Below are 22,474 nucleotides of genomic sequence, written 5' to 3'. Positions count from 1 at the left end.
ATTGAACCCTACTCGGCCGCCGAGGCCAGCGGCCTGACCCTGGCCATCATCGAGCGCAGCACCGCGGGCTTCAGCGGCTTGTTGATTACCGGCACGTCGAGCGCGGCGGCAGCGGCACGGACCTCGGTGGAGCGGTCGGCGGTGACCAGCACGGCCGGCAGGTCGGAACCATGGATGTCACGCAGGCGCGCGATGATGTCGAGGCCGCTTCTGCCATCGAGATGATAGTCGGCAAGCACGATGTCGGGACGATCGGCCCTGCCAAAATCCTCCGAACCCGAAAACGTGCCGACGCTGCAGCCCCAGCCTTCGAGCAAAAGCCGCATGCCATCGAGAATGCGAGGGTCATTGTCGATGCACATGACGCGCAGGCCGGCCAGCGAATTCGCGGTGCGGGCAGGCGCCTTCGGCTCGACCTCGCGCCGCGGCGCCTCAACCGCCGCAACCGGCAGGATAACGGAAAAGCGCGTACCCTTGCCCGGGTTGGAAAAGATCTGGATCTCGAGCCGCAGTACCCGCGCGATGCGGTCTACGATGGACAGGCCAAGGCCGAGACCTTCGGCTTCGCGCACGCCTTCATCCAGCCGGGTGAACTCGTTGAAGACCGTGTTCAGCTTGTCGCCGGCAATGCCGATGCCAGTGTCGATCACCTGGATTTCGGCGAGTTCGCCGCGCCGTCGCACGCCGACCAGGATGCGGCCATGGGGGGTGTATTTGATGGCGTTGGAGACCAGATTCTGGATCAGCCGGCGCAGTAGGTTGCGGTCCGTCATCACGCTGAGCGACGAGGCCATGATCGTCAGATCGAGTTTCTTTTCGGCGGCGAGCGGCTGAAAATCATTGCCGATCTGGCGCAGCAGCCCGTCCAGGCGGAAGGCGCTGTCGTCCGGTTTCATCGCGCCGGCGTCGAGGCGGGAAATGTCGAGCACGGCGCCCAGGATCGTCTCGACCGATTCCAGCGAGGATTCGATGTTGATAGCGGCCTTGCCGGCCGGGCCCTTGCCGGCCTTTTCGATCAGCGACGAGCAGTAGAGACGGGCGGCGTTCAGCGGCTGCAGGATGTCGTGGCCAGCGGCGGCGAGGAAGCGCGTCTTGCCCAGATTGGCCTCCTCGGCCAGCATCTGCGCCTGCGCCAGCTCCTCATTGACCCGGGTCAACTCCTCGTTAACCCTAGTCAGTTCGATGGTCCGCGTCTTGACCCGCTGCTCCAGCGATTCATTGGCCCGCTTCAGCGCCAAATCCTGTTCGACGCGTCCTGATATGTCGGCATAGGTGGCGACGATTCCGCCGTCCGGCATCGGGTTGGAGCGCAGTTCGAGGATACGGCCACTGGTCTTCAACTCCATCTGCCATGGGCTGACGAAGCTGGTCAGCCGGTTGAGCATCGCCACGCGCTGGTCGGCCGGAATATCGCCGCGCTCGGCGAGGTGGCGCAGGATGCGGTCGAGCGAGACGCCGACCTGGCCCATCTCGTCGGGCAGGTCGAACAGCGCGCGATATTGTCTGTTCCAGCAGATCAGACGAAAATCGCGGTCGAATACGGTGATGCCCTGCTCCATCTGGTCGAGCGCGATCTGCAGCAGGTCGCGATTGTGCTGCAGCGCTTCGGTGGCGTCGTCGAGCAGGCGAAAGGCGTCCTTGGACTCGCGGTCGTTGCGGCGAAACAGCAGCGACAGGATCAGCCGCGCCGAAGACGAGCCGACCGCGCTCGCCAGCAGCTGCTCGGAAAAGCGGATGACATCCATGCTGGCCTGCTCATTGCCGTGCAGCGAGACGCCATTGCTTTTCTCGAAGGATTGGAAGGAGCGCTCGGTGCGCTCGACGCCGAGGTAGCGCGAGATGGTGTCTTTCAGCACATTGACGGTGATGGCGGTGCGGAAGCGGCGCAGGCTGGGCATCGGGCCGGATTCGCGCGGCACGAAGATCGACGCCTGGATCCGCCCCAGCGGCACTGACGCGCGCGACAGCGAGCCGAGCACGAAGAACAGCGTGTTGACCGACAGGCTCCAGAGCACGCCGTGGTTCAACGGTTCGGCGACGGTGCCGAACAGAGCCTGCGGCCGCAGCGCCTCGAAACCGAACAACCCCTGCACGACGATGTCCGCGTCGGCTGCCGAGAGCGACGGCAAAAGCAGCGTATAGCCCCAGACGAGGATGCCGGCGACCATGCCAAGGGCCGCGCCGCGGCCATTGGCGCCGCGCCAGATCAGCCCGCCGATCAGCGCCGGCGCGAATTGGGCGATTGCCGCGAACGACATCAGGCCGATCGACGACAGCCGCGCCGCGTTGGTGCTTTCGCGGTAGTAGAGGAAGGCAATGAACAACAGGATGAAGATGGCGCCGCGCCGCACGTTGAGGATCAGCGTCGACCAATCCTCATTCTCCGAGGTCGTGGTCTTGAGCAGGCGGCGCACGAACAGCGGGATGACGAGGTCGTTGGAGATCATGATTGACAGCGCCACGCTTTCGACGATCACCATGGCGGTCGCCGCCGACAGCCCACCGATGAAGGCGGCCATGGCGAGGAAGTCATGGCCGCCGAACAAGGGCAGCGCCAGCACATAGAGGTCACTGGTGGTTTTGGTGCCGACCAGCGCCAGGCCGGCGAAGGCGATCGGCAGCACGAACAGGTTTATCGCCACGAGATAGAGCGGGAACACCCAGGTCGCGGTGCGCAGTTCGGCCTCGCCGCGGTTCTCGACGATGGTGACGTAGAACTGGCGCGGCAGCATGATGATGGCAAAGCCGCTCAGGCAAGTCAGCACCAGCCAGGTGGCGAGCGAGGTGTTGTAGCCCATGGCTTGCCGCACCTGGCTGTTTTCGGCCAGCTTGTCGATCATGTCGCCCGGGCCACCGAAGATCAGGAAGGTGACCATCAGGCCGATCGCCAGGAAGGCGGCGAGCTTGACCACGGTTTCGACCGCCACCGCCAGCACCAGCCCGTCCTGGTGCTCGGTGGCGTCGGCATGGCGGGTGCCGAACAGCACCGCAAACAGCGCCAAGAGCATGGCCACCACCAGCGAGATGTCGCTGACGAAGGGATCGAAGGAGGGCGGCGATCCCGTATAATGCTCGACCATCAGGCCGACCGAACCGGAGATCGCCTTCAGTTGCAGTGCGATATAGGGCACCGCGCCGATGGTGGCGATCAGCGTGGCGATCGCCGAGACGGCAAAGCTCTTGCCGTAGCGCGCGCCGAGGAAGTCGGCGATCGAGGTGATCTTCTCGCTCTTGGCCAGCCGCACGATGCGATTGAGCAGCGGAAAGCCGAACACGAACACCAGCACCGGCCCGGTGTAGATGCCCAAAAATTCGAGGCCGCGTTCGGACGACAGGCCGACCGAGCCGAAGAAGGTCCAGGAGGTGCAGTAGATGGCGAGGCTGAGCGCATAGATGAAGGGCCGGGCGCGGCCGGGTCCCAACGCCGTTGAACGCCGGTCGCCGAGGCTGGCGATGACGAACAGCAGCGTTACATAGGCGACCGCAATGATGACGATGAACCAGCCCTGCACGGCCCGAAAATCCTCCTCGGCCAGCTTTCACCCCGGCCTGCCCAGAGGCAATCACAGCTCTAAGGTCAAGTCCATCGCGGCTTTCGGCGCATGGTCGCGACGCCGCCCTGTCGAACCGTGACCCAAGGTAAGGAGAAAGCGGTGTTCTCCAGCTTTTGCTTCTGTTGCAACCGCAGGTTTTTGTTATGGTGCGCACGGGCCGACGCCGGAGGGACGGCGGCAGCGCGGTCCGTCATGACAAGGAGGGTCGAATGCTGAAAGAATTCCAGGAATTCATTTCCAAAGGAAATGTGATGGACCTTGCGGTCGGCGTCATCATCGGCGCGGCCTTCAGCAAGATCGTCGATTCTCTTGTCAATGACATCATCATGCCTTTCATCGGCGCACTTGGTGGCGTCGACTTTTCCAACTACTTCATAGGCCTCTCATCAACAGTGCATTCGACCAATCTTGCCGACGCGCGTAAGGAAGGCGCGGTGTTCGCCTACGGCAATTTTATCACCGTGGCGCTGAATTTCGTCATCCTGGCTTTCATCATCTTCCTTATGGTCAAGGCCGTGAACAACATGCGCAAGCGGCTCGAGCGCGAGAAGCCGGCCGCACCTGCGGCTCCGCCGCCGGCTGACGTCGCACTGCTCACCGAAATTCGCGATCTCCTCGCCAGGAAATAGACAAGGCCAGATTTCTGGACCAAAACCCCGGTCGTTCGCGGCCGGGGTTTTCTGTTGCCGCATCTGCTAAGAGCATCCGCCAATGCATGTCGCCCATAAGTGCGCAGCGGTTCTGGATAATGACATGCATCAAAGCGGACATCAAAACGGACCTGTCATGACCCTGATCGATAGCTTGCGCGCCGAAGCGGTGGCCGCCCCCGAAAGCGGCATTGTCGCCGTCGTCAATTACGGCCGTACGCGCGAGGGCATGATCCCGCTCTGGGCCGGTGAAGGCGATTTGCCGACGCCTGCCTTCATTTCGGAAGCCGCCGCCAAGGGGCTCGCCAATGGCGAGACCTTCTATACCTGGCAGAAAGGCATTCCGGAGCTGAGGCAAGCGCTTTCTCGCTACTATGCCAGGCATTTCGGCAAGAGCTTCGCCGAAGAGGAATTCATCGCCACCGGTTCCGGCATGCATGCCATTCAGTTGGCATTAGCCGCGGTCGCCGGCAGCGGCGACGAGGTGGTCTATCTCTCCCCGGCCTGGCCGAATTTCGCCGCCGCCGCCGGTATTTCCGGCGCTACCCCGGTTGCGGTCACGCTCGACCAGTCGGGCAATGGCTGGTCCTGCGATGTCGACAAGATTGCGGCTGCGGTGACGCCGCGCACCAAGGCGCTGTTCGTCAACACGCCATCGAACCCCACCGGCTGGACGGCCGATAAGGAAACGCTGCAGGCGATCCTGAATCTCGCCCGCCAAAAGGGTCTGTGGATCATCGCCGACGAGATCTATTCGCTGTTCCACTACGGCCACGGCCGTGCGCCGTCCTTCCTCGACATTTCGACCGCGGAAGACCGCATCCTGTTCGTCAACTCCTTTTCCAAGAACTGGGCGATGACCGGCTGGCGCGTCGGCTGGATCAAGACCCATCCCGAGCTGCAGCAGGTGTTCGAGAACCTGATCCAGTATTCGACCTCAGGCGTCGCCCAGTTCATGCAGCGCGGCGCCGTCGCGGCGCTGGACCACGGTGATGCCTTCATCGTCGAGCAGGTGGAGCGCGCCAGGAAAGCGCGCGACCTGGTCTGCGATATTCTCGGCGCAACCGGCAAAGCGCGCTTCACCGTGCCGCAAGGCGCGTTCTATTTGTTTTTCACGGTCGACGGCATCACCGATCCGCGCCGGGCTGCTTTCGACATCGTCGACAAGGCCAATGTCGGCCTGGCGCCGGGCACCGCCTTCGGCCCTGGCGGAGAGGCGTTTTTGCGCCTGTGCTTCCACCGCCGCCTCGACCAACTCGAGGAAGCGGCACACCGGCTGGCGGGATGGATGAGGACGGTTTGAGGTGAATGGGCGGCGGCTTCAGCCGCCCGACTTCGGCACAAGCAGCGGCACAATCCGGTCGCTCTTGGCGACACTGGGCCGTCCGGCGGAGCCGTAGGGAATGCCCAGCGCATCCCATGTCTCGACCAGCGCGTCCTGCAGTCCCGCAATCAGCGCATCGGTATGGAACGGCGTCGGCGTGATGCGCAGCCGCTCGGTGCCGCGCGGCACGGTCGGATAGTTGATCGGCTGGATGTAGATGCCGTGCATGCCGAGCAGACGGTCGCTGGCCATCTTGCAGAGTTCGGGGTCACCGACCAGCACCGGCACGATGTGTGTCGGCGATTCCATCACCGGCAGGCCGGCTGCAGACAGAACCTCCTTGGTCCGCAACGCCTGGCGCTGTTGCGCATAGCGCTCGGCTTGCGACCGCTTGAGGTGGCGGATGGACGTGGTGGCGGCGGCGGCGATGGCCGGCGGCAGCGCCGTGGTGAATATGAAGCCCGGAGCATAGGAGCGCACCGCGTCGATGACGGCGCTGTTGCCGGCGATATAGCCGCCCAGCGTGCCGAACGCCTTGGCCAGCGTGCCTTCGATGATGTCGATGCGGTCGGCCAGCCCCTCGCGCTCGGTGATGCCGCCGCCGCGCGGTCCGTACATGCCGACGGCATGGACCTCGTCAATATAGGTCATGGCGTTGTAGCGTTCGGCCAGTTCGACGATCTGCTTGATCGGCGCGATGTCGCCATCCATCGAATAGACGCTCTCGAACACGATCAGCTTGGCGCGTTCGCGGCCCGCCACCTGCAGCAGGCTTTCGAGATGCGCGACGTCGTTGTGGCGGAAAATCTTCTTTTCGGCGCCCGAGCGCCGTACGCCTTCGATCATCGAGGCATGGTTGAGCTCGTCCGAAATGATCAGGCAATTGGGCAAAAGCCGCGCAATGGTCGAGATCGAGGCCTCGTTGGAGACGAAGCCGGAGGTGAAGACGAGCGCGGCTTCCTTGTCGTGCAGGTCGGCCAGTTCCAGCTCGAGTTCGACCAACGGGTTCGAGGTGCCGGAAATGTTGCGGGTGCCGCCGGCGCCCGAACCCATCTTGCCGGCCGCGTTCTGGAAAGCGGCGATGACATCGGGGTTCTGGCCCATGCCGAGATAGTCGTTGGAGCACCAGACGGTGATTTCCTCGGCGCGGCCGTTGGAACGCCAGATGGCGCGCGGAAACTTGCCGACAATGCGCTCGAGATCGGCGAAAACCCGGTAGCGCCGCTCGGCGTGGAGCTGGTCGATCGCTTCCTCGAAGAACCGCTGATAGTTCATGTCGCCTTCCCAGTTTTGCGCGGGATCATAATCGTTGGCCCATTCGTCGTCCACCGGGCCGTTTTGGTCAAAATGCCACGCCCCAAGCCTGTTCCTAACGATGCCAGATCGTGGCCTATTCCCTTGATGTGGATCAATTTTGTTTCCGTACGATGCCACAGGCCGGTGAGACTGTTACGGATTTAACATTCAGGCGTTTCTAATGGCCTTACCGCAGGCTTTCCAGTAAGGCGGTGATTGAGACAGTTTCCGATAAATCATGAGTAAAAGAGGACACGGATGACGGTTTTGGTAACGGGCGGCGCCGGTTATATCGGCAGCCACATGGTCTGGGAACTGCTGGATGCCGGCGAGAGCGTCGTCGTTCTCGACCGCCTTTCCACCGGCTTCGAATGGGCGGTAGCGCCGGAAGCCAAGCTTGTCGTCGGCGATGTCGCCGATAGGGAATTGGTCGGCCAGATCATCCGGGATAACGAGGTCGACGCGATCATCCACTTCGCCGGTTCCATCGTGGTGCCGGAGTCGGTTGCCGACCCGCTCGCTTATTACGAGAATAACACCTCCAAGACCCGCACGCTGATCGAAACCGCGGTGCGCGAGGGCGTGCCGCATTTCATCTTCTCCTCGACCGCCGCCGTCTATGGCGGCGCCGGCCTGGAGCCGGTGCGCGAGGATGCCCGCCTGGCGCCGGAATCGCCCTACGGCCTGTCCAAGCTGATGAGCGAATGGATGCTGCGCGACGCAGCGCTTGCGCATCCCTTGCGCTACACGGCGCTGCGCTACTTCAACGTCGCCGGCGCCGATCCCAGGGGCCGGGCGGGGCAGTCGACGCCTGGCGCCACGCATCTGATCAAGGTCGCCTGCGAGACCGCGCTCGGCAAACGCCCCTTCATGCAGGTGTTCGGCACCGATTATCCGACGCCGGACGGCACCTGCATGCGCGATTATATCCATGTCAGCGACCTGGCTGCGGCGCACCGGCTGGCGCTGCAGCGCCTGCGCGCCGGCGGCGGCAGCCTCGTCGCCAATTGCGGCTACAGCCACGGCTATTCGGTGCTCGAGGTCATCGACAGCGTGCGGCGCGCCTTCGGCCGGGATTTCGAGGTCAAGATGGGCGACCGGCGCCCCGGCGACGCCGCCGCCGTGGTTGCCAATTCGGACCTTGCACGCGCCGAACTCGGCTGGACCCCGCAACGCGACGACCTTGACCAGATCGTCGCCGATGCGCTCGCCTGGGAGCGCATCCTCACCGGCAAGAACTCCGCGCGAGGCTGAGCCGGGCACTTCCGAGGGCTCGCAAGGCGCGCGGCGAAGCGCTATTGAAGGCATTGGCGATGCGGCGTGGAGGCGCTGCGCCGCGAAGAGGGGGTGGCATGAAGATAACGGTGCTTGGAGCCGGTGTTGTCGGTACCGCGGCCGCGTATTATCTGGCCGCCGACGGCCATGAGGTCACCGTTATCGAGCGCCATCCGGCGCCGGCGCGCGGCACCAGCCAGTCCAATGCCGGTCTGGTGTCGCCGGGCGACGCCACCGCCTGGGCCTCCCCGGCGGCGCTGAAGACCTTCCTGCGCGCGCTCTGGAACCATGATCTCGGCATCAAGGTCAGGCTGCGCTTCGATCCCTATTTCCTCGCCTGGAGCCTGCGCTTCCTGCGCCAGTGCACGGTGGCGCGCCTGCGCGCCAACAGCCAGGTCAAACTGCGCCTGGCGCTCTATTCGCGCGACTGCATCAACGCGCTCTCCGACGCCACCGGCATCCACTATGACGAGCGCAAGAAGGGCATTCTTTATTTCTTCCGCTCGCAGCACAGTCTCGACACCGGCACCGACAACTACCAGTTTCTGGCGAAGCATGGCCTGCCGATCGAGATCGTCGGCCGCGACCGGCTGGTCGAACTTGAGCCCGGGCTCGCCGGAGTGAAGGAAAAGATCGCCGGCGGCGTTTATTCGCCAATCGACCAGACCGGCGATTCCAGGATATTCGTCGATGGGCTGGCCGCCTATGCCGCCGAAAAGCTCGGCGTCAGATTCCTGTTCGACACCACGGTCGAGGGGCTCGACATAGAAGGCGATCGGGTGCGTGCGGTCATGACATCGGCCGGCCCGGTGACGGGCGACGCCGTCGTCATCGCCATGGGCCCCGAGAGCGGCCTGATCGGCCGCCGCTACGGTATCGACCTGCCCGTCTATCCGGTTAAAGGCTATAGCGCGACCATCCCGCTGGAGGACGAGAGCAAGGGACCGACCATGGGCGGCGCCGACGAGGACCGGCTGGTTGGTTACTCCAGGCTCGGAAACCGCCTGCGCATGTCCTCGACAGCCGAGTTCACCGGCTTCGACCGCAGCTTCAAGCTCAGCGACTTCAAGTCCATGCTGAGCACCGGCAAAGACCTTTTCCCCGGCGCTTTCGACGAGAAGAAGGCGCTGTTGTGGGCAGGTCTGCGACCGATGATGCCCAACTCGGTGCCGGTCATCGGCAAGGCTAAATACAAGAACCTTTACCTCGACACCGGCCACGGCCATGTCGGCTGGACCATGGCCTGCGGCTCGGGCAAGTTCCTGGCCGACCTCGTCGCCGGCCGCAAGCCGGAGATCGACCCGCAAGGGCTGGTCTACGGGAACTGAGGGAGCTCTAGTCGTCGTGTTGGCATCGAGTCGATTCGTCGTGCACCCATTCGGCAAGCCATCCGCGCTCAAGCTGGCCAATCTGTGCCAAGTTTTCCTGCCTGGCGGTCAAATGGCCGAGACCGATAACTTCGAAACCTCCGCAGTCCGCGGGGTGATCATGTTCGCCGCAGGTCAGTTGCCACTCACCATCGAAATGATGAACGACCAGCGTCACCGGCCTCTCCGATCGAAAGACGTGCCCACATACAATTGCTCTGGTTTCCAACATTGAGACCGTCCCTGCGCAAAGTTTGACAAATATCGTACGACGATCTGGAAGATGCATCTGGCTGACAGATTCTACAAACCCTGAGTGACGAAATGTCGGGACCGCAAGTCGCTATCGACCTTGGCCGCATCGAGCGCAACGCCCGCACCATCGTCGAACGCTGCGCATTGTCTGATATCAAGGTATTCGGTGTCACCAAGGGCACATGCGGCATGCCGCAGGTGGCGCGGGCCATGCTGCGCGGCGGTGTTGCCGGCATCGCGGAATCGCGTTTTGAGAACATTCGGCGGCTGCGCGACAGCGGCATCAATGCGCCGGTCATCCTGCTGCGCAGCCCGCCCATGGCGCGCGTCGAGGAGGTCGTGCGCACCGTCGACATCAGCCTGCAGTCGGAACTGACCACCATCCGCGAGATATCGCGCATTGCCGAGCGCATGGGCCGCGTCCACGACATCATGCTGATGATCGATCTCGGCGATCTCCGCGAAGGCATCTGGCCAAGCGACCTGATCCCCACCGTCGAGCAGATCCTGGAATTCAAGGGCGTGCGCATCGCCGGCATCGGCACCAATCTCGGCTGCTTCGGCGCCATAATGCCGACCCCGGAGAACCTTGGCCAACTCGTCGCCCATGCCTACAAGACCGAGCGCCTGTCCGGCAAAAGCGGCGCCTCGTCATCGCTGACGCTGCTGCTCGAAGGCAAGCTGCCGCCCGGCATCAACAATCTGCGCGTGGGCGAGGCGATCCTGCAAGGCGGTGCCGAAACCTTTCGCGACGTGCCGTGGCCTGAACTCGAACCCGATGCCTGCCGGCTGACCAGCGACATCATCGAGGTCAAACTCAAGCCTTCGCGGCCGATCGGCACATCCGGCTACGACGCCTTCGGCAACCAGCCGGTCTTTGCCGACGAGGGCGACCGGCTGCGCGCCATCGCCAATATAGGCCGCGAGGACGTGCTGGTGGAAGGGCTGACGCCGATCGCCAAAGGGGTGAGGGTGCTCGGCGCTTCCAGCGACCATCTGCTGCTCGATGTGCAGGATGCCGATCCGCGACCCACCGTCGGCGACCGCGTCGCCTTCCGCATGAATTATGGCGCCATGCTTCTGGCGATGACCTCGGAATATGTCGAGAAGGCGCCGATGCACGACGTCGCGGATTTCTCCGGCCGCAAGATGGTGTCGATCTCGGCCGAACCGGAAGCCGGCGGGATTATCGCCCGCGAGGGAACCGGCGCGCGGCTGGAGGCAATGAATTTCGACGTGGTCGAACTCGCCGACGTCGAGCGGCCGCCCTCGGGCCTCGTCCGTCTCGCCGCCGGCGCAGATCGCCGTATCGCCCACAAGGCGCTGACCGCAACGGCGCGGGCGACGCATTCCTTTGGCCTGATCTGGATCGATTCCCTCGCCGCCCTGATGCCCGAGGACGAGGAGGCCGAAGACATGCCTGAAGTCTCGGTGCTGGCCCGCGCGCTCGGTCTCGATCACAAGCCCGGCGCGCTGCAGCCGCAGCTGTCGCCGGAAAATGTCGTCATCGTGGGCCTGCGCCATGCCGATCCGGCGGAGGCAAGGGTGCTCAAGGATTCGCGTGTCTCGGCCTTCACCATGACCGACATCGACGCCATGGGCATGCGCGACCTCATGCATGAGGCGATCCGCATCGCGACGTCGGGCACGCAGGGCTTTCACGTCAGCTATTCGCCGACGGCGACCGAATTTACCGGCTGGGCTGCGGGCTCGGGCGGGCTGACGGTGCGCGAGACGCATCAGGCAATGGAGGCGATCTCGCTGTCCGGCGGTCTGCTGTCGATGGATGTTTCCGGGCTGACCGCCGGTCTGGAGCCGCGGATCGGCGCCGACGCCGTCAACTTCGTCATGTCGGCCTTTGGGAAGCGGATTTTGTGATCAGCCTTGCGCGTCGACTGCCGCGCGCCACGCGGTGACATAGGCCGCCCAGACCGGGTCGGTCTGCGGCTCAATTCTTTCGCCCTTGCCGTGCGTCACTGGCTGATCGGATGCGAGCAGTGCCGCGCCGATGCTGGTGCCGGTGGCCGCCTCGGAGGCGATGACGATGCGCGCGGTCGCTGCCGCCAGCATGCCGACAAAGAGCCGGTTGCGAGCAAACGGTCCTTCCACGGTGGTCGGGCCGTCGGCGCCGATCAGCTCGAGGCAGGTCGCCGTCATCAGTGCCAGATAGAAGGAAATGGCGGCGAACCGCTCGCCTTTGCTGATGCCGTCGGCATCAAGCCATTCCGCGGCATGGTGCGGGAACGGTCCCGATCCCTGCTGCGTAGAAGGTAAAAGCAGCATTTTTCCGGTCAGAACGGCCAGCACCTCGCTGCCGCTGCAGTCCTGCGGCTTGTCCTTGGTCAGCTGGGAAAACTCGCGGCCACCCATGAACCGCGCCGAGGGCACGGGAGCGCCAAGCGCGCTGACATTGACCAGCGTGTCGCGCGCAGCATCGAGCGCAATCTCTCTGCCGCCGACCGCCATCGATACCACCCAGGTGCCGGTCGAGACGACCGAGAAGGGCGGCTCGTCGGACAGAAGATGCGGCAATAGGGAGGCGTTGGAATCGTGCAGGCCACAGAATGCCGGGGTCTGCGGATCGAGCCCGGTGCGCGCGGCAAGCGCCGGCAGGATCGGGCCGAGCTGGTCCCTGGCCGGCCGCACCGGCGCCATCAGCCTGCGCCAATCCAGCCTGTCGACCATCGAGGAAAAGTCCGCCTCCCAAGGGCTCCACAGATCGGTGTGGCAGCCGAGCGAGGTCACCTCGTTGGCGGCAACGCCGGTCAGGCGCAGCGCCCAGTATTGCGGATACATCAGCATCGCGGCGGCCCTGGCGAATTCGGTGGGAAAACGCTTCTCAAGCCAGAAGAATTGCGCACCGAGATTGAGGCCGAGCGGCAGGCGCGGCGTCCCAGTCTCAATGAAGGGCGGACGGATCGCACTATACTCTGTAGCCAGCCTGTCGGGGCCGTCGAACTCATAGTCGAGGACAGGCAGCACCAGTTCGCCCGCTGCGTCGACCAGAACGCCGGTCGCACCATGCGTGGTGATCGAAATCGCTTCGATACGCTGTTCGCGGTCGAGGCTGGCAAGGCTGTTGAGGATAAACGTCCACAGCGCCTCGACATCGTGATGCGGATAGGGCGCTTGTCGCAGCGGCGCGTTCGCCATGCGGCGCAACCCCACCTCGCTCAGCGTGACGAGATCGACCAGCGCCACCTTGGCGTTGGTCTTGCCGATGTCGATGACGGCGATGTGGCGCAGCGCACTCATGCCATATGGAACATTGTTTCCAGGGGGATGGCCACCGGTTGGTTGTCCGGCCTGGTCTCCATGATGTCGGCCATGTGCGCCCACCAGCGCTGCATCACCGGATGCTTCGGCAGGTCGGCCATGCCATGGTCGTCCCGCCGCCACAGCACGCCGAACAGGATGTTGGTGTCTTCATCGAGATGGATCGAATAATCGGCGACGCCGGCCTCTCTCAGCAGCGCCACCAGCGACGGCCAGATCTCATCGTGGCGCTTTTTGTACTCGGCTTTCATGCCGGGTTTGAGCTGCATCTTGAAGGCGTATTTCTCAGGCATCAGCTGTTACCACGCAGCTGTCGCCAGACGATCGGCAGCGCGATGACGAAGATCAAGAGCAGGCCGATGAAGATCGACATGACGATGCCGGGCACGTTGAGCAGGCCGAGGCCGAAGGTCACCAGCCCCATGATAAAGGCGGCGAGCACGACGCCAACAATGCTGCCGGAGCCGCCCAGAATGCTGACGCCGCCCAGCACCACCATGGTGATGACCTCAAGCTCATAGCCCTGCGCGATTGACGGCCGCGTCGAGCCGAGCCGCGAGGTGATCAGCACCGAGGCGATGCCCGCCATCAGTCCGGTCATGCAAAACAGGATGAATTTGATGCGGCCGACGCGAACGCCGGAAAACTGTGCCGCGACCGGATTGTTGCCGATGGCAAAGACACGGCGGCCGAAGCTGGTGCGATGCAGCAGGAACCAGTAGGCGACGGCCGCGAGGAGGAAGAGCACCAGTTCGAACGACACCACCCACCAGACGTAACCCTGGCCGAAGAAGGCGAAGCTCTCGGGATAGCCCTTGTAGGCCTGGTCACCGAGGATGATGAAGGCAATGCCGCGAAACAGGCTCATAGTGCCGATGGTAACGACGATGGACGGCAGGCCGAGCCTCGTCACCAACAGCCCGTTGAAGGCGCCGCAACCGAGCCCGACGACGATGCCGATAGCCACCAGCACCGGCGTGTCGGCGCCGGCCTGTACCGCCATGCCCATCATGGTCGAGGCGAGCGCGATGATGGCGGCGACCGACAGGTCAATCTCGCCCGAAATGATCAGCAGCGCCATCGCGAAGGCGATCAGGCCTTTCTCGGTGAAATTGAAGGTCAGGTCCGACAGCGAATAGGCATCTAGGAAATAGGGTGAGGCGAAACTGTTGATGGCGAAGATGGCGACGGCCACGACGACCAGCAGCGCTTCCCAGGAAAAGATCGCTGAAGAGAGCGGCTTGTCGAGCCGGTCGGGAATGTGGCGCGGGGCGGGGGTGTCGGTCATGCCGCTTCCGCCTTCCTCAGAATGATCCGCCCCTGCTGGCGTTCGCCGCGCGCGTTGAGCACGACGGCCAGGATGATGGCGCTCCCTGAAATCGCCATCTGCCAGAAGGGGGAGATGTTGATCACCGGCAGTGCGTTGGAGATGATGCCGAGGAACAGCGCCCCTAACACCGCGCCCCCGACCGAGCCGATGCCGCCGGCAATCGAAATGCCGCCGATGACGCAGGCGGCGATGATATTGAGTTCATAGCCATTGGCGACCTCGACCGAGGCGATGACATAACGAGAAATCCAGAGATAACCGGCGAGCCCGCCGATCATACCGGAAATGCAGAAGACGATGAATTTGGTTCGGCCGACATCGATGCCGGCATAGACCGACGCCGTCGGGTTGACGCCGATGGCATAGATCGAACGGCCAAGCGCGGTTCGCGTCATCACCACGAAGAACAGCGCGATGACCAGTATGGCGATCCAGGACAGAACCGGAATGCCCAGGAAAGCTGCGCGCTGGAAGCCGATGAACTCAGGGCTCATCTTGTCGGCATTGACCCATGCGCCGCCGGACAGGACGAAGGTGGCGCCGCGATAGATGGTGAGCGTGCCCAGCGTCACCACGATCGACGGAATGTTCAGCCGCCACACCAGCAGCCCGTTGATGGCGCCGAGCACCAGTCCGACGGCCAGCGCAATGACGATCAGCAGCGGGATAGGGATCGCCGGATGCGCGGCGTTCAGCATCGCCACCACCATGCCGGTGAAGCACAGGTTGGAGGCCATCGACAGGTCGATCGAGCGGGTCAGGATGACGACCATCTGTCCCAGCGCCAGGATCATCAGGATCGAGGTGTCGTTGAACACCTGGGCGAGATTGCCGGGGTCGGCAAAGGCCGGGAAGCGCGTCGAGATCAGAGCAATCAAAACGACGATCACCGCTGCCAGCCAGATCTCGCGGAATTTCAGGAGAGCCTTCATGCCGCGATCCCCGCTGCCGTCCGGACCAGCGTTTCGGCGTCCAGCCCCTTATTATCGTAGACCGCCGCAACCAGCCCTTCGCGCATGACGATGACGCGGTCGGACATGCCCAGAATCTCCGGCAGTTCCGACGACACCATGATCACCGACAGGCCCTGCGCGACGAGCTCCGCCATGAAGCCGTGCACGGCGGCCTTGGAGCCGATGTCGATGCCCTTGGTCGGCTCGTCCAGTATGATCACCTTGGGCGCTGTCGCCAGCCATTTGGCGATGACGATCTTCTGCTGGTTGCCGCCCGACAGCGTGCCGACATCCTGGCTCAGCGACGAGGCGCGCAGGTCTAGCCGCTCGGTGTAGGAGCGGGCGAGCGCGAATTCGTCCGACAATCGCAGCAGGCCGGATTTGGAGGTGCGCTTGAGCGAGGGAAGCGAGACGTTTTGGAAGATCGGCAGGCCGATCACCACGCCCTGCTTGCCGCGTTCCTCCGGCACGTAGACGATGCCGGCTTCGATGGAATCCGCCGCCGATTTCGGCGTGATCGTCTTGCCTTCCAGCGTGATCGTTCCACCCGATATGCGGGTGATGCCCGATATCGCCTGCATCACCTCTGACCGCCCGGCGCCGACAAGGCCGTAGAAACCGAGGATCTCGCCCTTGTGCAGTTCGAAGCCGATGTCGTTGAATTCGGTCGGGTGCGAAAGGCCAGCGACCGACAGCACCGGCGCGCCGATCTCGGCCTTGCGTGGCGGAAAGATGTGATCGACCGAGCGGCCGACCATCATGCGCACGATCTGGCTCTGGCCGGTATCCTTGATAAGGCCCTCGCCAACCATCTCGCCGTCGCGGAACACGGTGTAGCGATCGGCGATCCGATAGATCTCGTCGAACTTGTGGCTGATGAACAGGATCGCCTTGCCTTCCTCCTTGAGGAATTCGATCAGCAGGAAAAGCTCCTCGATCTCCTTCATCGAAAGGGCTGCGGTCGGCTCATCCATGATGACGATCTGCGCATCGATCGACATCGCGCGAGCAACCGCTACCAGATGCTTGTTGGCGATGCCGAGGTCTTTCAGCCGCGCATCGGCGTCGATATGGCCGGCATGCATGGTGTCGAGCACTTCGCGCGCGTGTTTTCGCATGGTGCGCCAGTCGATGGTGCCTAGCCGCGTGCGCGGCGCATGGCCGAGAAAAATGTTTTCGGCGACGCTCAGATCGTCGAACAGCACGGTTTCCTGATGAATGGCGGTGACGCCGTGGCCGAAGGCGGCATGCGCGCTGGGCAGGGTGACGGCCTGGCCGTCAATGCTGATCGTGCCGGCGTCGGGCTGGTAGATGCCGGTCATGATCTTGACCAGCGTCGACTTGCCGGCACCGTTTTCACCGATCAGCGCCGTAACCTGGCCGGGGTAAAGCGACAGGCTGACATTGTGCAGCGCGCGCACGCCGGGAAAGCTTTTGGAGACGCCGGACAGCGTCAGGCGCGGGGCAGGACCCGTGGGCTCCTCCTTCGCAATGCCGTGCTGGGCTGTCGTGTCCATATCCGTATCAAGCCCTGAAACAAGGTCCGTTTAAAGTCGCGGCGGGATTTTGGTCCCGCCGCGCTTGGTCCGAGACGTCCGAGATCAATAGATCTTGGAGAACTTTTCGATGTTGGACTTGTCGAACTGGAAGGGCGGAGCCATCGCAGCCGAGTTGCTGTCATCGAGCGTGACCTTGCCGACGCGGCCGATCGACAGCGTTGCGCCCGGCTTTGCCTCTTCCTTCTTCACCGCCAGATCATGAGCGAGGTAGACGGCGGAGTAGCCGAGGTCGATCGGATTCCAGAGGGCAACCGCCTGGCTGGAACCGTTGTCGATGAACTTCTTGAACTCCGACGGCAGCGCCAGACCCGTGACAGCGACCTTGCCGATCAGGTTCGCGTCGGTGACGACCTGGGCAGCGGCAACGACGCCGACGGTGGTCGGCGCGATGATCGCCTTGAGGTTCGGATAGGATTTCAGCAGGCCCTTGGCTTCGTCGGTGCTCTTGGCCGAATCGTCATCGCCGTAGACGGTGGCGACGAGTTTGATCTTGGGGAATTTCTCCGGCAGGATCTTCTTGGCCGCGTCGATCCAGGCGTTCTGGTTGGTCGCGGTCGACGAAGCCGACAGAATGGCGACTTCGCCGCCTTCCGGCAGATAGTCGGCGGCCAGCTTGATGATGGTCTCGCCGATCAGGCCGGTGTCGGACGGGTTGAGATGCAGCTGGCGGCCTTCCTTGGCGACGCCCGAATCCCACGAGATGACGGTGATGCCGCGCTCCATGGCCTTCTTCAGCACCGGCACCAGCGCGTCGGCGTCATTGGCCGAAATCGCAATGGCGTTGACCTTCTGCGCGATCAGCGAATTGACCACTTCGATCTGCGCTTCGGCGGTCGCCTTGGTCGGGCCGGTGTAGATGATGTCGACATCGCCGAGTTCCTTGGCCGCCTCTTCGGCGCCCTTGTTGGCGGCGTCGAAGAAGCCGTTGCCGAGCGACTTCACCACCAGCGCGATCTTGACGTTCTCGGCATAGGCGGCATTCACGAACATGGCGGCCGAGAACGCGGCCGTCACCATCAATTTCTTCAGAAAGCTCATCGTATTTCCTCCCTTGAGCGTTGCATTCCATCGTCGCTGCGGTTGGCCTCAGGCCTGCAGCGAGGATTCTTCCTTTGCCGACTTGCGGGCGACGATCAGCGTCACACCCGCGGCCTCCAGCATGTTGGCTTCGCGATCCTCGATGCCGTCATCGGTGATGACGGTGGCGATGCGCTTGAGCCCGCACAGGATCAGGCTCGAGCGCTGGCGGAATTTCGATGAGTCGACCAGCACCACCAGTTCGTCGGCCTGGTCGATCAGTTTCTGCTCCGCCTGGATCAGCAGCGGGTCGCCTTCCATCAGGCCAAGCGGCCCGAGCCCTTGAGCGCCCATGAACATGCGGCGCGCGTAGAAATTACGCGTCACGTCATTGTCGAAGGGCGAGAGGATGATGTTCTGCTCGCGGTAGATGGTGCCGCCCGACAGCATGACGGTGTTCTTCGAATGCTTGAGCAGATGCTCGGCGATGGGGAACGAATTGGTGAAGATCGGCATGCGGCGTCCGGTCAGGAAATGCACCATCTGGAAGGTGGTGGTGCCGCCATTGATGATGATCGGCTCGCCGTCCTTGCACAGCTCCACCGCTTCGCGCGCAATCGCGCGCTTCTGCGAAGCGTTAAGCGTTTCGTTGACGGAAAAGGGCCGGCCGGCGAGGCCGATGAACTGCGGTGGCGAGATCGCCTCGGCGCCGCCACGCACGCGACGCAGGCGCTTTTGCACATGAAGAGCCGCGATATCGCGCCGGATCGTCGCCTCGGAGGAGTCCGTCAGGTCGACCATCTCCTGCACCGTCACCACAGGCTTTTCCTGGACGGCGGACAGAATGATCCTGTGGCGCTCTTTTTCGTGCATGGTTCCTCCCTGCATGGTCATGAGGCACTAGAAAACCACCAGTGTCAATCATTTCCGCTCATATAATTTCATTGTGCAGTGCAATATGATCGATCTTGATCGTTTATGATTGACAACCGAGATGCTTGCGTAGACATTTCCGGCAAAATGGACCGCGCCTTTTGCGTCCCAGGGAGGATAATCATGCTCGACAAGCGCTCCGGCTCGCGCCTTGCCAACCTTTGGGACGATGCTAAAGCCAAGGGGCTGAGCGAGCCTGAGCTTCTGGTCTATCGCTCCAACACGCTCGGCTCCGACAAGCGTGTCACCAATTATGGCGGCGGCAACACCTCGTCCAAGATCCGGCAGAAGGACCCGCTCTCCGGCGCCGAAGTCGAAGTGCTATGGGTCAAGGGCTCGGGCGGCGACAGCGCCTCGATCAAGCTGGACGGTTTCGCCACGCTTTACATGGACAAACTGCAGGCGCTGAAAGGCCTTTATCGCGGCGTCGCGCATGAGGACGAGATGGTGGGCTATCTTCCCCACTGCACCTTCAATCTCAACCCGCGCGCGGCCTCGATCGACACGCCGCTGCACGCCTATGTGCCGAAGCCGTTCGTCGATCACATGCATCCCGATGCCATTATCGCGATTGCCGCGGCCAAGGGTTCCAAGGCGTTGACCAAGGAGATCTTCGGTGACGCTATCGGCTGGCTGCCGTGGAAGCGGCCGGGCTTCGAACTTGGCCTGTGGCTGGAGAAATTCTGCGTCGAACACCCCGAGGCCAAGGGCGTCATCCTCGAAAGCCACGGCCTGTTCACCTGGGGCGACACACCCAAGGAATGCTACGAAACGACCATTTCGGTCATCAACCAGGCGATCGAATGGTTCGAGCGCCGCTCCGAGGGGCTCGCCATATTCGGCGGCGAAGTCGTCAAATCGCTCGACGCGGCTGAGCGCCGCGCCATCGCGGCAAGACTGATGCCGAGAATACGCGGCCTGATTTCGGAGAAGAGCCACAAGCTCGGCCATTTCGACGACTCCGCCGCCGTGCTCGAATTCGTCAACTCCAGGGATTTGCGCCCGCTGGCGGCGCTCGGCACTTCATGCCCGGATCATTTCCTGCGCACAAAAATTCGCCCGCTGGTTATCGAGTTCGACCCAGCGAAGCCCGACGTCGAAGCCGTGATTGCGCGCCTCGCCGAGGATATTGCTGAGTACCGTGTCGGCTACCAGGCCTATTACGAAAGCTGCAAGCATCCGGACTCGCCCCCGATCCGTGACCCCAACGCCGTGGTCTACCTGATGCCCGGCGTCGGCATGTTCACCTTCGCCGGCGACAAGGCCACCGCCCGCATCTCTGGCGAATTCTACGTCAACGCCATCAACGTCATGCGCGGAGCCTCGACCGTCTCGTGCTATGTCGGCCTGCCGGCGCAGGAGGCCTTCGACATCGAATACTGGCTGCTCGAGGATTTGAAGCTGCAGCGCATGCCGAAGCCGAAGTCGCTCGCCGGCCAAATCGCGCTGGTCACCGGCGGCGCCGGCGGCATCGGCCGCGCCACCGCCAGCCGGCTGCTGCGCGAAGGCGCCTGCGTGGTGCTGGCCGATATCGACGAGGCCGCACTTGCCAGCGCCAATGACGAACTGGCGAAAGCCTATGGCAAGGACTTCGTCCGGCCGGTGCTGATCAACGTCACCGCGGAGGAGCAGGTGATTTCCGGCTTCGCCCAGACAGCCGTCGAGTTCGGCGGCATTGATATTCTCGTCTCCAACGCAGGCCTCGCCTCCTCGGCGCCGATCGAGGAGACGACGCTGGCGCTGTGGAACAAGAACATGGACATATTGTCGACCGGCTATTTCCTGGTCTCGCGCGAAGCCTTCCGGCTGTTTCGCGCCCAGAAGATCGGCGGCAATGTCGTCTTCGTCGCCTCCAAGAACGGCCTTGCCGCGTCACCCAACGCCGCCGCCTATTGCACCGCCAAGGCGGCCGAAATCCATCTCGCCCGCTGCCTGGCGCTGGAAGGCGCGGAAGCCCAGATCCGGGTCAATGTCGTCAATCCGGACGCCGTGCTGCGCGGTTCGAAGATCTGGACCGGCGAGTGGAAGGAACAGCGCGCCGCCGCCTACAAGATGTCGACCGACGATCTGGAAGAACACTACCGCTCGCGCTCGATGCTGAAGCGCTCGGTGTTTCCCGAAGACATTGCCGAAGCGATTTATTTCTTCGCCTCCGACATGTCGGCCAAATCCACCGGCAACATCATCAACGTCGACGCCGGCAACGCGCAGAGCTTTACGCGCTGAGTTAAGGGCGGAGCGCTTCTCTTCTCCCCGTCACTATAAGGGGAGAAGGTGGCCCGAAGGGCCGGATGAGGGGCAGCGCTGACTGAACGCATTGGGAGGAATAGCACTTGTCCGAAACCATCATCGCCGCCGATCTCGTCTCCAGCCACAACGCCCAGCGCAAACCCGACCTCGAGCGCGACTACGCCTCTCTCGGCGAACGCCTCGACCGCCGCGGCATCGCCATCGATGCCATCCGCGACAAGGTCGAGAAATTCGCCGTCGCCATTCCGTCCTGGGGCGTCGGCACAGGCGGCACGCGGTTTGCCCGTTTTCCCGGCGCCGGCGAGCCGCGCGACATTTTCGACAAGATCGAGGACTGCGCCGTCATCAGCCAACTGACGCAGGCGACGCCGACCGTCTCGCTGCATATACCGTGGGACAAGACCGATCCGAACCGGCTGAAGCAGGCGGCCTCGCGCTTCGGCCTCGGCTTCGACGCCATGAATTCCAACACCTTCTCGGATGCCAGGGACCAAAAACTGTCCTACAAGTTCGGGTCGCTGTCGCATGCCGATGCCGGCACGCGCCGGCAGGCAGTCGAGCACAATCTTGAATGCATCGAGATCGGCAAGACGCTTGGTTCCAAAGCGCTGACGGTGTGGATAGGCGACGGCTCGAATTTCCCCGGCCAGGTCAATTTCGCCAAAGTCTTCGAGCGCTATCTCGACGCGATGAAGGAGATCTATGCCGGACTGCCCGCCGACTGGAAGCTGTTCACCGAACACAAAATGTACGAGCCGGCCTTCTATTCGACGGTCGTGCAGGACTGGGGCACTAACTACCTCATATCCAAGGAGCTGGGCAACAAGGCCTACTGCCTGGTCGACCTGGGCCACCATGCGCCCAACGTCAACATCGAGATGATCGTGTCGCGGCTGATCCAGTTCAAGAAACTCGGCGGCTTCCATTTCAACGATTCGAAGTATGGCGACGACGATCTCGATGCCGGCTCGATCGATCCCTATCGGCTGTTCCTGGTCTTCAACGAACTGGTTGATGCCGAGCTTTCCGGCGCCGAGGGTTTCGATCCCGCTCACATGCTCGACCAGAGCCACAACGTCACCGACCCGATCGAAAGCCTGATGCTGTCGGCAGTCGAGGTGCAGCGCGCCTATGCGCAGGCGCTGCTGGTCGACCGCAAGGCGCTCGAGGGTTTCCAAGACGGCAATGATGCGCTGATGGCGACGCAGACGCTAAAAGCTGCCTACCGCACCGATGTCGAGCCGATCCTTGCCATGGCGCGGCTGAACACAGGCGGCGCCATTGATCCAGTCGCCGCATATCGCGCGGCGGGCTACCGGGCGAAGGTCGCGGCGGAACGGCCGGCGGTTGTGGGCGGGTCAGGCGGGATTGTTTGAGATTGGCTAATCTCCACCACAGGGGGGAGATCAGCTTGCCTCTGCCGGCAGGCGAACAC

The 22,474-nt window shown here is 63.2% G+C and carries 17 protein-coding genes; 7 read left to right on the top strand and 10 right to left on the bottom strand.

From position 1 onward, the window contains the following. Window positions 1-8: 8 nt before the first annotated feature. Window positions 9-3,512 (bottom strand): PAS domain-containing hybrid sensor histidine kinase/response regulator, encoded by a 3,504-nt coding sequence (locus NKL06_RS12555; RefSeq protein ID WP_023692521.1) that lies wholly within the window; start codon window positions 3,510-3,512, stop codon window positions 9-11. Window positions 3,513-3,763: 251 nt separating this feature from the next. Between NKL06_RS12555 and mscL the strand changes: the two genes are divergently transcribed. After that, window positions 3,764-4,183: a large conductance mechanosensitive channel protein MscL gene (gene mscL, locus NKL06_RS12550; RefSeq protein WP_023681933.1), complete on the top strand. Its 420-nt coding sequence runs from the start codon at window positions 3,764-3,766 to the stop codon at window positions 4,181-4,183. A 157-nt stretch (window positions 4,184-4,340) separates the two neighbouring features. Beyond that, complete coding sequence (locus tag NKL06_RS12545) at window positions 4,341-5,507, top strand: pyridoxal phosphate-dependent aminotransferase (protein WP_023669650.1); 1,167 nt, start codon at window positions 4,341-4,343, stop codon at window positions 5,505-5,507. An 18-nt stretch (window positions 5,508-5,525) separates the two neighbouring features. Here the strand turns inward: NKL06_RS12545 and hemA are convergent, their stop codons facing one another. Beyond that, window positions 5,526-6,803, bottom strand: a complete 1,278-nt coding sequence (hemA, locus tag NKL06_RS12540; protein ID WP_023692520.1) for a 5-aminolevulinate synthase — start codon at window positions 6,801-6,803, stop codon at window positions 5,526-5,528. Window positions 6,804-7,082: 279 nt separating this feature from the next. Here hemA and galE point away from each other — a divergent pair, with 279 nt between their 5' ends. Both galE and NKL06_RS12530 read left to right on the top strand, forming a co-directional pair. Then, window positions 7,083-8,078 (top strand): UDP-glucose 4-epimerase GalE, encoded by a 996-nt coding sequence (gene galE, locus NKL06_RS12535; protein WP_023692519.1) that lies wholly within the window; start codon window positions 7,083-7,085, stop codon window positions 8,076-8,078. Window positions 8,079-8,176: 98 nt separating this feature from the next. Then, window positions 8,177-9,427: a D-amino acid dehydrogenase gene (locus tag NKL06_RS12530; protein ID WP_023692518.1), complete on the top strand. Its 1,251-nt coding sequence runs from the start codon at window positions 8,177-8,179 to the stop codon at window positions 9,425-9,427. A 7-nt stretch (window positions 9,428-9,434) separates the two neighbouring features. Here the strand turns inward: NKL06_RS12530 and NKL06_RS12525 are convergent, their stop codons facing one another. Further along, window positions 9,435-9,644, bottom strand: a complete 210-nt coding sequence (locus NKL06_RS12525; RefSeq protein WP_023692517.1) for a hypothetical protein — start codon at window positions 9,642-9,644, stop codon at window positions 9,435-9,437. A gap of 146 nt (window positions 9,645-9,790) precedes the next feature. On the opposite strand from NKL06_RS12525, the gene NKL06_RS12520 reads away from it, so the two are divergent. Further along, entirely contained in the window at window positions 9,791-11,599 is a 1,809-nt protein-coding gene (locus tag NKL06_RS12520; protein WP_023692516.1) for an alanine racemase, read from the top strand. Here NKL06_RS12520 and NKL06_RS12515 read toward each other — a convergent pair whose 3' ends face one another. From NKL06_RS12515 to NKL06_RS12485, 7 genes are all read right to left on the bottom strand, one after another. After that, window positions 11,600-12,976, bottom strand: a complete 1,377-nt coding sequence (locus tag NKL06_RS12515; RefSeq protein ID WP_023692515.1) for an FGGY-family carbohydrate kinase — start codon at window positions 12,974-12,976, stop codon at window positions 11,600-11,602. Beyond that, the gene (rhaM, locus tag NKL06_RS12510; RefSeq protein ID WP_023681927.1) at window positions 12,973-13,290 is read right to left on the bottom strand and encodes an L-rhamnose mutarotase; all 318 of its coding nucleotides are present in this window, start codon (window positions 13,288-13,290) and stop codon (window positions 12,973-12,975) included. The genes NKL06_RS12515 and rhaM overlap by 4 nt, the downstream gene beginning before the upstream one ends. Further along, window positions 13,290-14,285 (bottom strand): ABC transporter permease, encoded by a 996-nt coding sequence (locus NKL06_RS12505; RefSeq protein WP_023692514.1) that lies wholly within the window; start codon window positions 14,283-14,285, stop codon window positions 13,290-13,292. The genes rhaM and NKL06_RS12505 overlap by 1 nt, the downstream gene beginning before the upstream one ends. Continuing rightward, entirely contained in the window at window positions 14,282-15,259 is a 978-nt protein-coding gene (locus tag NKL06_RS12500) for an ABC transporter permease (protein ID WP_023692513.1), read from the bottom strand. The genes NKL06_RS12505 and NKL06_RS12500 overlap by 4 nt, the downstream gene beginning before the upstream one ends. After that, on the bottom strand, window positions 15,256-16,797 hold the full coding sequence (locus tag NKL06_RS12495; RefSeq protein ID WP_023692512.1) for a sugar ABC transporter ATP-binding protein: 1,542 nt from the start codon (window positions 16,795-16,797) through the stop codon (window positions 15,256-15,258). Before NKL06_RS12495 ends, NKL06_RS12500 begins: the two co-directional genes overlap by 4 nt. A gap of 84 nt (window positions 16,798-16,881) precedes the next feature. Continuing rightward, complete coding sequence (rhaS, locus tag NKL06_RS12490) at window positions 16,882-17,877, bottom strand: rhamnose ABC transporter substrate-binding protein (RefSeq protein WP_023692511.1); 996 nt, start codon at window positions 17,875-17,877, stop codon at window positions 16,882-16,884. 48 nt (window positions 17,878-17,925) lie between these two features. Next, window positions 17,926-18,729 (bottom strand): DeoR/GlpR family DNA-binding transcription regulator, encoded by an 804-nt coding sequence (locus NKL06_RS12485; protein ID WP_023669662.1) that lies wholly within the window; start codon window positions 18,727-18,729, stop codon window positions 17,926-17,928. A 183-nt stretch (window positions 18,730-18,912) separates the two neighbouring features. Here NKL06_RS12485 and NKL06_RS12480 point away from each other — a divergent pair, with 183 nt between their 5' ends. Both NKL06_RS12480 and rhaI read left to right on the top strand, forming a co-directional pair. Then, window positions 18,913-21,015: a bifunctional rhamnulose-1-phosphate aldolase/short-chain dehydrogenase gene (locus NKL06_RS12480; RefSeq protein ID WP_023692510.1), complete on the top strand. Its 2,103-nt coding sequence runs from the start codon at window positions 18,913-18,915 to the stop codon at window positions 21,013-21,015. A gap of 107 nt (window positions 21,016-21,122) precedes the next feature. After that, entirely contained in the window at window positions 21,123-22,415 is a 1,293-nt protein-coding gene (gene rhaI, locus NKL06_RS12475) for an L-rhamnose catabolism isomerase (protein WP_023692509.1), read from the top strand. The last annotated feature ends 59 nt before the right edge of the window (window positions 22,416-22,474 follow it).

This window comes from Mesorhizobium sp. C268A, assembly GCF_040324475.1.
In the GTDB taxonomy this organism is placed as follows: Bacteria; Pseudomonadota; Alphaproteobacteria; order Rhizobiales; family Rhizobiaceae; genus Mesorhizobium.
This window is presented reverse-complemented; position numbering and strand designations above follow the sequence as displayed.

Bases quoted from the DNA above. Each gene is read 5' to 3' on its own strand.
- mscL (WP_023681933.1), top strand. From the start codon at position 3,764: ATGCTGAAAGAATTCCAGGAATTCATTTCCAAAGGAAATGTGATGGAC.
- NKL06_RS12545 (WP_023669650.1), top strand. From the start codon at position 4,341: ATGACCCTGATCGATAGCTTGCGCGCCGAAGCGGTGGCCGCCCCCGAA.
- hemA (WP_023692520.1), bottom strand. From the start codon at position 6,803: ATGAACTATCAGCGGTTCTTCGAGGAAGCGATCGACCAGCTCCACGCC.
- galE (WP_023692519.1), top strand. From the start codon at position 7,083: ATGACGGTTTTGGTAACGGGCGGCGCCGGTTATATCGGCAGCCACATG.
- NKL06_RS12530 (WP_023692518.1), top strand. From the start codon at position 8,177: ATGAAGATAACGGTGCTTGGAGCCGGTGTTGTCGGTACCGCGGCCGCG.
- NKL06_RS12520 (WP_023692516.1), top strand. From the start codon at position 9,791: ATGTCGGGACCGCAAGTCGCTATCGACCTTGGCCGCATCGAGCGCAAC.
- NKL06_RS12515 (WP_023692515.1), bottom strand. From the start codon at position 12,976: ATGAGTGCGCTGCGCCACATCGCCGTCATCGACATCGGCAAGACCAAC.
- rhaM (WP_023681927.1), bottom strand. From the start codon at position 13,290: ATGCCTGAGAAATACGCCTTCAAGATGCAGCTCAAACCCGGCATGAAA.
- NKL06_RS12505 (WP_023692514.1), bottom strand. From the start codon at position 14,285: ATGACCGACACCCCCGCCCCGCGCCACATTCCCGACCGGCTCGACAAG.
- NKL06_RS12500 (WP_023692513.1), bottom strand. From the start codon at position 15,259: ATGAAGGCTCTCCTGAAATTCCGCGAGATCTGGCTGGCAGCGGTGATC.
- NKL06_RS12495 (WP_023692512.1), bottom strand. From the start codon at position 16,797: ATGGACACGACAGCCCAGCACGGCATTGCGAAGGAGGAGCCCACGGGT.
- rhaS (WP_023692511.1), bottom strand. From the start codon at position 17,877: ATGAGCTTTCTGAAGAAATTGATGGTGACGGCCGCGTTCTCGGCCGCC.
- NKL06_RS12485 (WP_023669662.1), bottom strand. From the start codon at position 18,729: ATGCACGAAAAAGAGCGCCACAGGATCATTCTGTCCGCCGTCCAGGAA.
- NKL06_RS12480 (WP_023692510.1), top strand. From the start codon at position 18,913: ATGCTCGACAAGCGCTCCGGCTCGCGCCTTGCCAACCTTTGGGACGAT.